Annotated in this window: 12 protein-coding genes; 4 read left to right on the top strand and 8 right to left on the bottom strand. The window is 39.5% G+C overall.

Annotated features, from left to right (window positions below; all coding sequences use genetic code 11):
* Nucleotides 1-47: 47 nt before the first annotated feature.
* The 5 genes from M3M37_RS00895 to M3M37_RS00915 form a co-directional block, all read right to left on the bottom strand.
* Nucleotides 48-521, bottom strand: coding sequence for a glutathione peroxidase (locus tag M3M37_RS00895; protein WP_252795311.1), 474 nt, complete (start codon nucleotides 519-521; stop codon nucleotides 48-50).
* 267 nt (nucleotides 522-788) lie between these two features.
* A complete protein-coding gene (locus M3M37_RS00900; RefSeq protein ID WP_252795312.1) occupies nucleotides 789-1,688 on the bottom strand; it encodes an Abi family protein in 900 nt (299 codons plus the stop codon).
* Nucleotides 1,689-1,780: 92 nt separating this feature from the next.
* Nucleotides 1,781-2,326, bottom strand: coding sequence for a hypothetical protein (locus tag M3M37_RS00905; protein WP_252795313.1), 546 nt, complete (start codon nucleotides 2,324-2,326; stop codon nucleotides 1,781-1,783).
* Between the two features lie 63 nt (nucleotides 2,327-2,389).
* On the bottom strand, nucleotides 2,390-2,698 hold the full coding sequence (locus tag M3M37_RS00910) for a DUF898 family protein (protein WP_252795314.1): 309 nt from the start codon (nucleotides 2,696-2,698) through the stop codon (nucleotides 2,390-2,392).
* Between the two features lie 196 nt (nucleotides 2,699-2,894).
* Complete coding sequence (locus M3M37_RS00915) at nucleotides 2,895-3,218, bottom strand: winged helix-turn-helix transcriptional regulator (RefSeq protein WP_252795315.1); 324 nt, start codon at nucleotides 3,216-3,218, stop codon at nucleotides 2,895-2,897.
* A 106-nt stretch (nucleotides 3,219-3,324) separates the two neighbouring features.
* On the opposite strand from M3M37_RS00915, the gene M3M37_RS00920 reads away from it, so the two are divergent.
* From M3M37_RS00920 to M3M37_RS00935, 4 genes are read left to right on the top strand one after another with little or no spacing between them, the layout of a single operon-like run.
* Nucleotides 3,325-4,167 carry an AvrD family protein gene (locus M3M37_RS00920; protein WP_252795316.1) on the top strand — a complete coding sequence of 281 codons (843 nt, stop codon included), beginning with the start codon at nucleotides 3,325-3,327 and terminating at the stop codon, nucleotides 4,165-4,167.
* Between the two features lie 9 nt (nucleotides 4,168-4,176).
* Nucleotides 4,177-4,950 carry an AAA family ATPase gene (locus M3M37_RS00925; protein ID WP_252795317.1) on the top strand — a complete coding sequence of 258 codons (774 nt, stop codon included), beginning with the start codon at nucleotides 4,177-4,179 and terminating at the stop codon, nucleotides 4,948-4,950.
* A 22-nt stretch (nucleotides 4,951-4,972) separates the two neighbouring features.
* On the top strand, nucleotides 4,973-5,674 hold the full coding sequence (locus M3M37_RS00930) for an ABC transporter ATP-binding protein (RefSeq protein WP_252795318.1): 702 nt from the start codon (nucleotides 4,973-4,975) through the stop codon (nucleotides 5,672-5,674).
* Nucleotides 5,671-7,965: an ABC transporter permease gene (locus M3M37_RS00935; protein WP_252795319.1), complete on the top strand. Its 2,295-nt coding sequence runs from the start codon at nucleotides 5,671-5,673 to the stop codon at nucleotides 7,963-7,965. The genes M3M37_RS00930 and M3M37_RS00935 overlap by 4 nt, the downstream gene beginning before the upstream one ends.
* A gap of 66 nt (nucleotides 7,966-8,031) precedes the next feature.
* On the opposite strand, the gene M3M37_RS00940 is transcribed toward M3M37_RS00935, so the two are convergent.
* Genes M3M37_RS00940 through M3M37_RS00950 form a run of 3 tightly spaced genes read right to left on the bottom strand, consistent with a single transcriptional unit; the run spans nucleotide 8,032 to nucleotide 10,794 of the window.
* Nucleotides 8,032-8,796 (bottom strand): DUF1828 domain-containing protein, encoded by a 765-nt coding sequence (locus M3M37_RS00940; RefSeq protein ID WP_252795320.1) that lies wholly within the window; start codon nucleotides 8,794-8,796, stop codon nucleotides 8,032-8,034.
* A 29-nt stretch (nucleotides 8,797-8,825) separates the two neighbouring features.
* A complete protein-coding gene (locus tag M3M37_RS00945; RefSeq protein WP_252795321.1) occupies nucleotides 8,826-9,404 on the bottom strand; it encodes an anthranilate synthase component II in 579 nt (192 codons plus the stop codon).
* The gene (locus M3M37_RS00950) at nucleotides 9,388-10,794 is read right to left on the bottom strand and encodes an anthranilate synthase component I family protein (RefSeq protein ID WP_252795322.1); all 1,407 of its coding nucleotides are present in this window, start codon (nucleotides 10,792-10,794) and stop codon (nucleotides 9,388-9,390) included. Before M3M37_RS00950 ends, M3M37_RS00945 begins: the two co-directional genes overlap by 17 nt.
* Between the last annotated feature and the right edge of the window lie 668 nt (nucleotides 10,795-11,462).

Raw genomic sequence — 11,462 nt, forward strand, 5'->3', positions numbered from 1 at the left:
CAAAAAACTCGCAGAAATGAGATTGTCATTTCTACGAGCTTTTTTAGTTAGGCCTGTAATGCCTTTTGAATTTCAGGTTTCAGTTTTTCTGGGTTCGTAATCGGAGCGTAACGGTGAATCAACTTGCCGTCCTTGCCAATCAAGAATTTGGTGTAGTTCCATTTAAGGGGACCGTGGCCGGATTCTTTCTTCAGGTAGGCGAATAACGGGTCGGTGTCTGCACCATTGACCTTAATGGTTTGGGTGATGGGGAAGGTGACGCCGTAGTGAACTTGGCAATATTCGGTAATGTTTTTTGAATCCTTCAATTCCATCAAGAATTGGTTGGAAGGAAAGCCGATTATTTCTAAACCTTGGTCGTGGTACTTTTTGTACAGCTTTTCCAAATCTTTTAATTGTCCGGCTAAACCGCACTTGCTAGCGGTGTTAACCACGAGGATGACCTTACCTTTAAAGTCGGCAAAATCAATCGGATCGCCGTTTAGTTCTTTGGTTTTGTAATCATAAACTGAGTTAAGCATTAGAAGGACTCCAATCTGTTAAATTTGATGGTGCACAACTAAAACTGTATCACTTTTGTCTGGGATTAGCTAATGATTGAATTTGAGGATATACTGGCAATGTTTATATTGTTAAGTACATTGATAGTCAATAGCGAAAACGAATAATTAAATTGTAAACAAAAAGAGGAGATTATCTTAATTGATAATCTCCTCTTTTAAATAGATAACTAGCTGTCAGCAGAGCATTGGCTAGCGAGCATTAGCTCTTTCCTTATTTAAAATATACTAATGTTTTTCTAAATAGTCAATTAATTTAGTTAAAATTTTCTTGATTTTTTTAATGGAACTAACGGATTCATACCATTCGGAGTGACGATTAAAGCGCTTGATTAGGGCGTTGCCTTGCTGTGCTCGCCGTTTGCCAACCGAACCATCCTTAACGTATGAGTGTAAAAAGAAGAGGGAAGTTAGGTCATTAACCTTCATATCGTGTAGTTCGGATTTAGGAATGCCCATCAAGGTTGCAGCAGTGGTCACCTGGGCAGTTGGCTTCGGAACCAACTCTTTTTCCGAAAATAAATTAACCAGTAAGGGATTACTGTGGGCGCAGGCATTGCGGATGTTTTTGGTGTATTTAAAGTAATTTTTGATTTTTTTGACGGACTTATACTTGGTCCGTTGATAATAAAAGTCCACAAAATAAGATAACGCTCCAAATGTCATTACTTCTAACAGTGCCCAAATTGAAATGTGGTCGTGGTGTTTATTGTAAAAATCATTCATATAGCGATTGTTTTTTAGGTATTTCACAGTATTTTTGTAGGCTGATTCATTGTATTGCTTAAAATCTTTGATAATGGAATAACCATCCTCTGTGGAATCATTCGTGATTAAAGCTAAAATTTTTACTTTGATGCTGTGCTCAATGTCTAAAGAAAGTGACAATAAATATTCCCGTAGTTGCATGTCAATGGAGGCTAGATCAACTAAATAAGCAAAATCTAGGTTTTGATATTTTCCGTTACGTTTCGTGAAATTTTTTCGGTAGGCAGTTAACTTAAAATAATAGTTTTTGTGAACTAAAACATGCTTCGCCTGCTGCTCATTGATTTCATTAAATGTGATTCCTTTGGCTTTCATGTGACTTATGAGTTCGGTTTCTGTCAGCTTCGGTTTATAGTTCATAATTACCTCGATGAATTTTTCAGCTTATTCTAGCAAACGTAAGTTAAGAGAAGGTAAATATGAGGTTAAAACAATTTAATAAAAAGCCATTCTTAATTTCCAGTAAATGATGATTGATAATCAGACTGTGCTTTACTTAATAAAGGTTCTTCAGAAATTGATGATTCTCCGCTATCCACTCGTGCTTGCTCAGCATCGTATTCTTGCGGATTACTATTCCTGACGGCTGATACTTGTGGAGAGCTAGTATAAGGATTATCTGCATTTTGTGCAGTTATTGGTTGTTCATTACTATTGGAATTTGAACTTGCTACCGGTTGTGAGTTTTTAACTGTAGCTGGTTCACTCTGGTTATTAGAAGTAGCTTGATTTTGTCCGTTGTTTGAGCTATTTGATTGGGAATTAGAGGAACTGGATTGAGTGGCGTCCCCAGCATTATGATCTTGTTCTTTTGAATTGTCATTTTTAGTGGATTGTTGCTTACTTTCATTTTTATCTTTATGCTTTTTTGGTTTTGTAACTTTCTTGGTGGTCTTTGCGTTGTCTTTCTTACTATCATTTGTCTTACTAGTAGAAGAACAAGCTGCTAACGATAAGGACATTAATGTTGCCGTTGTGATTGTTAAAAATTTTTGCATAAATAAGCTCCAAGGATTTATTTTGTTTTTAAAGTTAAATTTTTTAGTTAAATGCTTGGTGAATTAATCAGCAAAATCGGTATTTTTTGCTTTCCATTGATATAACTTAATATTTAACCAGAATGCATAGATTCCTAGAGTTATGATTGATAAAAGAAACCATTTAATGTAACTGCCAAAGAGACCTAGTGCGGTTCCGTTAAATTGTAAGCGTCGTCCGTTCACCACTGTGTGTTTGTTAATCCATTTTAGTTTCATAACTACTGCCCAGGGATAACCAATTCCTAGGGTGAATATGGTAATAATAATACTTAATAATGACCAACCAATCATTTGATGAAGTTTGCCGTCAAAATAAGAGTTATTGTCCATGATAAAACCTCCACGCAGCTTTTAGCGACAATCAGGATTTGGTCGTTGTTGATTGAAGATTAAATTTTTATTAACTTAGTTACGCAAAATAATAGCCGTATAAAATACGACATAAGGTATAAAAATATTGAAATGTAAAATTAATTAAAGTTTTTTCTTTAGAGCAGTTCTCATTAGACTGCTTTTTATTTTGCTATCAATCACCGTTTTTAAATCGCTCAGACCATTCTTTCATAGAAATCAGAATTGGAGCCAGCTCGTTTCCTTTATTGGTTAGTTTATAGGCAACCGTTGGAGGATTAGTGTCAAAAATGGTTCTGGTAATAATTCCACGGCTTTCCAACATTTTCAATCTAGTAGAGAGGGTACGACTACTAATTCCTGGTAAAGCACGCGCCATGCTTCCGTAGTGATTATTGCCATTATAAATTTCCCATAAGACATAAGCAGTCCATTTACCACTGATAATATCCACAACTGGTTGAATTGGACAATCATCAAGATGACGTTTTGTTTCCATTACAATCCCTTCTTTCTTTAGAATACATATACTGTAAAAAATTACCCTACTTTCTTTTTTAAAGTATAGCATTTAATATAAATATTATAAAAGGAGGTTAATCATTATGAATTATTCCATTGACAATATTTTAGGTAATTATGAATATAGATATTTTGGAAACGGATATAAAAAAATATCTCATTATATAAAAAAATTAAAATTTTTAGATAAGACCCATTATACAGCTTGTGCAAAAGTCTCTCGATGTAGTACTTGGTCAAGTAAAAACAGTATACAACAAAATCAACATTTGACTAGTATCGATGCAATAGATATAACAAATAAAATTTTTTCATTAATTTTATTTAATGAAAATAAAAAAACCGAAAATTATATATTATATTATTTTGAAATAAAAACCGGAACGATACCAGTTGAAAATATTGAAGATATTCATGTTGAAGGTACTATTGAAAATCATGAAAGTGATTATTATTTATTTTTACGTATTGGAGATATGAAAATAGAAAGTAGATTCTTAAATTATGGAGATGGCTTTTTTAATGAATTTAATGAATATAAAAATATAACCAATTATATTGAAAATATTGAATTCGACGGTGATAGTTCCTTAACTTGCAAATATATTCCTGAATCAAATTTAGGAAAAACAAACGTATATTTAGCGTCTTGGTTAATTGTCTTCGCGCAGTTAGGAGAAGTCTTAGCATTTAATTTGGCTAAAACATCTAGGGAAAAATCTAATAATTTTTGGGTTAGAAAATTAAAAATTGATTTGAACGTAAATGGTTTACTTAAAACTGATGAAAAAGACACGCTTATGTTAAAAGTTATAAAGAACAAAAGTATAAATAAGAATAATGAAATTTGGCATTCATTTGATATGGAAGGAAGCGATTTAAGAAATTTGGTTGATGTCAGTGCAAAGACAGCTTTAAAAGAATAGGGAGAAATTATGCATAAAAAGAAACATATTGTTATTTCAGGAACTTATTCGACTGGAAAAACCACGACGACTACTGCCTTATCGATTGCTACGGGAATTCCAATGATAAATTCTTTATCAGCTAGAGAAATTTTGACTTATCTTTATCCTGGAAGAAGGTTTCAAGATATGGATATGACAGAGTTAATTGCATTAGGTTTATTCAGATTTAAAGAAAGAATCAAAGCTGAAGAGAAATTAATTGCGAATAATAATGATTTTATTTCTGATGGATCCGTTTTAAATGAATGGATATATGGAACGGTTAGAACTCAAATAGGGATTAATCCAGGAGCGCCTTGGTATCATCAAGTAATTAAATTTATTTTGGGGCTTAATTCTAATAGATTTATGAAAAAATATCTAAAATCTTATGGGGTAGTTGTAAATAAGTATGCCAAGGATACTTATACTAACGTTATCCATCTTCCAATTGAATTTAAAATGTCACCAGATGGACATAGACCTGTATCAGAAAAATATAGGAGATTATCTGATAAAGATATCTTTAATTCCTATAAAAAATTAGGTATTCCTATGGATGTTGTTGGTGGCAGTCAAATAGAGCGTATAAATAAAATAATAAAAATTCTAGATTTACCTCAAATCGTATCAAGTGAAAATGCGATAAATGAAGCTAATAAGAGAATTGAAAAAAGTAGAGAGATGGTATCACAAAGAATAATTGATCAATACCATAAACCAACTATTCTAGAAAAAATAAGAATATTATCACGATTTTGATTTGAAAGAGAGGTATTATTTCATGCTAAAACTAAGCCATATCAGTAAAACCTATCAAACTGGGACAGAGGTTACTCACGCATTAAATGACGTTAGTTTTGAGATTCAACCCAATCAACTAACGGTTATTTTGGGACCAAGTGGCTCTGGGAAAAGTACGATGCTGAACATTTTGGGGGGAATGGATCGTCCGACCACCGGTTCTGTTACCTACGATGGGAATGTAATTAATACAGAATCAGACCGGGAATTAACCGAATATCGCAAAAAAATGGTCGGCTTTGTGTTTCAATTTTATAATTTGATTTCTAATTTAACGGTGGCAGAAAACGTTGCGATCGCGGCGCAGTTGGTAAACAAACAGTATCAACAACCTATAAACGATTGTTTAGCACAAGTGGGGCTTCAGCAGCGAGAACGAAATTTTCCTGATCAACTATCAGGGGGAGAAATGCAACGAGTCGCCATTGCCCGTGCCCTCGCTAAGCATCCCCGGGTTTTACTGTGTGATGAACCCACAGGAGCGCTTGACACCCAAACGTCTCAGCAAGTTTTTAAGTTATTGCAAGCCAGTAAGAATCCGCAAACTGCGGTTGTAATTGTGACCCATAATCCGTTAGTGGCGCAAATTGCGGATCGAGTTATTCGGATTCGGGATGGTGAAGTGGAAAAGGTTAGCGACAATGCTAATCCATTAACTGTGGAGGAGGTTGATTGGGGATGAGATTTTTAGTCAAAAAATTATTCCGCACGGTCCGGAAAAATTGGACCCAGTTCTTCTCGGTCTTTCTGATGGCCTTTCTCAGTGTTCTCTTTTATACCGGACTGGAAGGAACATGGAATGGGATGAAGCAAAACATTAATCACTATGCTGCCCAAACTCACTTAGCAAGTGCAACGTTACGGACAACTTCCACAAGTTCTGATGATCTGAATCAGATTCGTCGATTACCCGGAGTAAAGAAGGTTGCTGCTAAAACGGAGGTGGAAACAGACGTTCAGCTCCAAGGGAAAAAACGTTATTTGACCGTTGCCACCCCGGGAAATCAACAGATTTCACAAGTTTATCAGGTTAATGGACAGCGCTTGCCTCAGCATCCGCGGGGAATTTACTTAAATCAACGTTTTGCTCAAGAAAATGGCTTACGGGTGGGGAGTCATCTCACCGTTAAAGTTAACCAGCAAGCAGCGCGGCTTAAGGTAGCGGGAATAATCAATGCTCCTGACAAAATGTACTATACCGGGTCGAACGACTTTATTTCGCCTCAGGCGCAAAATTATGGGTATGGGTACGTGAGTCGATCCACGCTAACCAACCAGTTGCAAGTGCCTCCGACCCAAAACGTCGTTGATTTACAAACTAAACACCCAGAACAAGTTGAAAAGCGGTTACGTTCCTTACTACAGAATCGTTATTTAACTTTACAAACGCGGAAATCGAACATTGGGATTGCCACTGCCGTTGATCGGGTGGGCCAGATTCGGAATCTTTCGTTGCTCTTTTCGTTCATCTTTATTTTGCTAGCCATCCTGGCAATGTATACAACGATTCGGAAGGTAATTGACCAACAACAACAGGATTTAGCCACGTTACAATCATTGGGATATCGAAATGGTCGCTTGACCGTTTATTATTCGATGTATGGATTTTTAGTCGGCGGAATGGGAGCCATTGGTGGCTTAATTGCTGCTCCTTTTCTCTCGACCTTTGTCATGAATTCCCAAAAACCCATGTTTACCTTACCTAGCTGGCAAATTGCTTATACCACGATGCCACTTTACGTAGCGCTTGGGGTGACTCTGATCTGTATGCTGGCGGCCTACTTAGCGGCTCAGGTTAACCATGGCTTGCTACCGGCTCAGGCCTTTCGGAAAGGGAGCACTGCTCAAGCTGGACACCGAGTTTGGTTGGAACATTGGAACTCGTTATGGCGCCGGATTCCGTTTGGAAATCGTTGGTCAATTAGAGATAATCTGGGCAATAAAATTCAAACTGCGATGGGCTTAGTTGGAATTATTGGTGGCTTAGCACTAGTAATGACCGGATTTGGTACGAAGAACTCCATGGATCACCAGGTTGAGCAAACTTATGGCCATGAATATGCATATACGCAAAAAATTAATGTGCAGCAGCCAGCGAGTGCAACAGAATTACAGCGGCTGGTGCAAGAAACCGATGGGAAGCCGATTGAGACCATTACCACGAGTCTACAACCGCGGGGACAATTTGACCGGCCATTAACCATTTTAAGCAAGAATGCTCCGGTGCATCTGGCAACTACTAGCCATCAGCAACTGCAAAATGGTGGGGTGTATGTAACGGAGGGAATTGCTCAAACGGCCCATTTACATCGGAATGAGCTAGTGACCCTCAAACCTTCGCTCAGTTCGAAGACCTTGAAGCTTAAAATCAAAGGCATTGTGAAATCAAATGCACCTCAAGGACTTTATCTGACCCAATCTACTTGGGAGAAACAGGGGATGACATTTCTTCCCACTTCGATTTTGACGCAACGTTCCCAGTTGTCTGCTTCTGTTAAAAACAGTCCAGCTGTTAGTCATGTGGTAAGCCTAACCGAACAGCGGCAAAATGCCAAGGCGATGGTTGCCAATCTGAACAGTATCTTTTTGATGGTCCAAGTGTTTGGAATCCTGCTTACGATTGTAATTTTGTATAACCTCGGTTCACTAAGTTTTACGGAACGATCACGGAGTTATGCTACTTTAGAAATTTTAGGTTTTTCCCGCCGAAAAATTCGGAATTTAACCATCGTGGAAACCCTGATGATTACAACCGTGGGCTGGCTCTTAGGTGTTCCATTTGGCGAGTGGTTCCTGGCACGGTACGTCACCACTTTCAACACGAGTCAGTTAATTTACTATCCGTTTCTTACGAAGGTTAGTTTAGTCAGTGCTTCGTTGATTGTGATTGTGGCGGCCTTTTCGACGGTATTGTTACTGGGGAGAAGGTTACGTCGACTGGATCTGATTGCGGCAACGAAGGGAGTAGAATAGTTTTAATTTAGCTTTGAATGCTGAAAAAGGTTGGAATCGATTCTGATTCCAACCTTTTTTTATTGATTATGAATTTTTTAATTGATCTAGTTGAGCTTTATCAGTAAAAGAAAGGAGATTAACTTGAGCTGATTCGGCAATTTTTTTAGCTCGTGGACTTGGTTGGCCAAGTTCGTCATTATAAACGATGAAATAATTGATATCTTTTGAAACAACGGTTTGAATATCTTGAAATTCAAATGCTGAAGCAGCAATTAGATTATTGTTTAGAGTGTTCTGAATGTTAATTAATTTGAGTGGATTCTTTTTATGAGGAGGAATTGAGTAGTCAATTTTATAGTTAACTCCACTAGAACCAATTAACTCATAGTTATCTAAGCCACCAAAATCATTATTAGTAAAATATTTTAAAACATCTTCTTTAAATAATTGGGCCACATTTTGGCGTTTTAACATGTTTAAACTATCTATTCTAATTAAAGTTGAAATTAATTGATGCTCCATCAACGGAAAATTGTCTTTATTACCAGTAATCGTTAAATTGTCTCCATCTACTAAGGAAACATTGAATTGATTGGTAATGTTCTCAATCTCTTTTCTTCGTTGTGGAGTATTGATATCAATACTATTCAATATAAGATCGGTAATTGTTTCACCGTCATCGCTAAGGATTAACTTTTGGCCTTGAGATGTAACGTAAAAGCGAATGTAATCATTCATAAAATTAAGGTAGGGGGTTGTAACGATGTCTGTGTCCTCATTGAGAGAATCAATTTTAAAGTTGTTTAAAAGCCAAGCAGCATAGTTTTGTAGTAAAGCTTTCGTATGCATGATTATTGCCCCACTCCTTAATTAGATATCTAATCAACCACCCGTAAAAAATTCTCCACAATCCGTTCGCCCAAACCAGCCTCCGTCAAAATTGATTCCGGATGAAATTGAACGCCATACATTCGTTGGCTGGGAATTTCAGCCGCCATTAATTCTTGATTTTCATCGATAGCGGTAACCTTAAATATATCCGGAAGAGAAGCACGCTCGCCCACTAAGGAGTGATAACGAGCCACGGTTCCGGCATCTCCAGCTCCGCGAAAAAGAACGCTATGCGGGTCCAATTGTAACCGGGAAGTTTTTCCGTGCATCAAGTGTTGGGCGGGAACTACCTGTCCGTCACAAGCTTGAATCATGACCTGCAAGCCCATGCAGACTCCGAGCATCGGGACTTGACCGTGTAACTGGCGCACCACGTCCAAACTAACTCCCGCGTCGTCTGGATTTCCGGGACCGGGAGAAAGGATTATTCCGGCTGGATGTAACGCTTGAATCTCAGCCACCGTCAGTTCGTCGTTTTTGATTACCTGGATGTCGGTTGTAAACTGACCAAGCAGTTGGTACAGGTTATACGTAAAACTGTCGTAGTTATCAATCAATAAAATCATCTGCGAGGACCTCCTGATGAGTGGCCCGCGCCAGTGCCTGGCGCACCACCCGGGTTTTATTGAAACATTCTTGATATTCGTGCTTGCCAACGCTGTCGGCCACGATGCCGGCACCGGATTGGACTAGTAGCTGGTCACCTTTTTGCTGCGCCAAACGAATTCCGATGGCAAAGTTACAGTCGCCGTTAAAGTCGAGGTAGCCAAAGGTCCCACCGTAGAGCCCGCGTTTTTGTTGCTCGAGTTGGGCAATGATTTTGAGGGCCGAACTCTTGGGCGCTCCGGATAAGGTTCCGGCGGGAAAGACGGCTTTCAGGGCATCAAGTGCAGACTGCTCGGGCTCAATCTCACTTTCAACGGTCGAAGCGAGGTGCATGACCTGTTGATATTTGTGCAATTGCATGTGCTCGGTCACCCGAACAGAGTTAAACTGGCTCACAGCTCCCAGATCATTACGACCCAAGTCGACAAGCATGTTGTGCTCGGCACTTTCCTTGGGATCACTTAGTAGTTCTTGCGCCATTTGTTCGTCTTCGTCAGCATCCTTTCCGCGTCGTCGCGTTCCGGCTAACGGAAAAGTGGCGAGGTGCGATCCCGTCTTTCGTAGTAAGGTTTCGGGCGAAGCAGTGGCTGCTTGAAAGTCGCCACAGCTGAAGTAACAATGGTAGTTACCCGTGAGCTCCTGGTACAACGCGAGCAGACTCCCCGCGGCCTGACCGACCAGGGGATTGGACAAGATGAGTTGGAAAATGTCACCCCGATAAATATGGTCGACAACTTGATCAATCAATCGTGTATAGGTCGGTTGGTCGTAGCTTGGTTGCAGGGGATGCGTTAGGTGCAATGTGGGTTCAGTGGTAAAACTAGCCTGTAAGCGCTGCAGCTCCTGCTGCAATTCCGCTAACGTGTCCGGTTCACCCTCGGGCAGATTCTGAATCAGAGTAACTTCGTTCGTTTCTGGAGCAAAGCCCACTACTTCTGTGAAGAGGAGAAAGGCGGCATCAGCAAAATCGTATGGATTAGCCACTGCCGGAATGTTGGGAACAAGTTCACGACTATAATCATAGGCCAGGTACCCCACCAATCCTCCAGAAAAGGGAAGCGGTTGGTCTGCTGCATCGAAATGATATTTCTGCAGTAATTGTTCGAGGTAGGGTTGCAGTTTTTTTGAAATAGAGTGCCCGTTGGTTGTAATCACGCCTTCCCGGTAGGTAATTTGGTGTTGCGGATGCAAGCCAAGGTAAATAATGTGCTGTTGATCAAAGGGTGGTTGCCCCGTGAGATCAAACAGGTAACCAGCGCCGGGATGTTCTTGATGAGCCTGCGCCATGATCTGAGTGGGATTAAAGTCAGGGTCGCAATACTTAGCAACGTGTCTTACATAGTTTGTCATTGTGTAACCTCCAAAATAAAGAGCATAAAAAAGTCCGCCCATAACAAGTAATTGTTAAGGACGGACAGTTTAATCCGCGGTGCCACCTTAATTGGAGGTGCTTAAAAAAGCCCCACCCTCCTCAGCGAAGAACAATCATTCTCCCGGAAACTGACGTATTCCAACACGTCACTAAGTACTCGGCGCTCGGCCTTTGATAGTGCCCTCGGTGGTCCATTTAACTACGGGTTGCTTGGACTGATCTCTCACCACCATCAGTTCGCTGACAAGGCCGCGTAATCTTGATCTCCACGTCATCGGTTTGGATAACTAGTTTGGTTGTAGTTATCGACGGTTCAAATTGATTTTTCTTAGCCTAAAACATTTCAAAGTTAATGTCAATGCTAAAAAAATTTTAAATTTATTCTTGACAAGGATTTCATTGCTCGTTATGATTAGCAACAACTAAATCCAACCCACAGAAACCGTTGAGATGGAGATTAAAACTAATGTGCCCGCCCAGAGAGTTGCCGGTGGTGAGAATGGCAGCCGAACGCAGTTAGTTAAATGGACCATCGAGGGCAAACCGGAACGCAGTGCAAGTATGGTTTGACGTGCAGACATACGTCAGTTGTCAGGAGGATGATGGTCCTCTGATAAGTGGGGTAAACTACGATCTTTCGCTGGGA

The organism is Fructilactobacillus carniphilus (assembly GCF_024029675.1).
Classification (GTDB): Bacteria; Bacillota; Bacilli; order Lactobacillales; family Lactobacillaceae; genus Fructilactobacillus; species Fructilactobacillus carniphilus.

Excerpts from the sequence above, each read along its gene's own strand:
- M3M37_RS00935 (WP_252795319.1), top strand. The coding sequence starts at position 5,671 with ATGAGATTTTTAGTCAAAAAATTATTCCGCACGGTCCGGAAAAATTGG.
- M3M37_RS00925 (WP_252795317.1), top strand. The coding sequence starts at position 4,177 with ATGCATAAAAAGAAACATATTGTTATTTCAGGAACTTATTCGACTGGA.
- M3M37_RS00930 (WP_252795318.1), top strand. The coding sequence starts at position 4,973 with ATGCTAAAACTAAGCCATATCAGTAAAACCTATCAAACTGGGACAGAG.
- M3M37_RS00895 (WP_252795311.1), bottom strand. The coding sequence starts at position 521 with ATGCTTAACTCAGTTTATGATTACAAAACCAAAGAACTAAACGGCGAT.
- M3M37_RS00905 (WP_252795313.1), bottom strand. The coding sequence starts at position 2,326 with ATGCAAAAATTTTTAACAATCACAACGGCAACATTAATGTCCTTATCG.
- M3M37_RS00915 (WP_252795315.1), bottom strand. The coding sequence starts at position 3,218 with ATGGAAACAAAACGTCATCTTGATGATTGTCCAATTCAACCAGTTGTG.
- M3M37_RS00940 (WP_252795320.1), bottom strand. The coding sequence starts at position 8,796 with ATGCATACGAAAGCTTTACTACAAAACTATGCTGCTTGGCTTTTAAAC.
- M3M37_RS00945 (WP_252795321.1), bottom strand. The coding sequence starts at position 9,404 with ATGATTTTATTGATTGATAACTACGACAGTTTTACGTATAACCTGTAC.
- M3M37_RS00920 (WP_252795316.1), top strand. The coding sequence starts at position 3,325 with ATGAATTATTCCATTGACAATATTTTAGGTAATTATGAATATAGATAT.
- M3M37_RS00910 (WP_252795314.1), bottom strand. The coding sequence starts at position 2,698 with ATGGACAATAACTCTTATTTTGACGGCAAACTTCATCAAATGATTGGT.
- M3M37_RS00900 (WP_252795312.1), bottom strand. The coding sequence starts at position 1,688 with ATGAACTATAAACCGAAGCTGACAGAAACCGAACTCATAAGTCACATG.
- M3M37_RS00950 (WP_252795322.1), bottom strand. The coding sequence starts at position 10,794 with ATGACAAACTATGTAAGACACGTTGCTAAGTATTGCGACCCTGACTTT.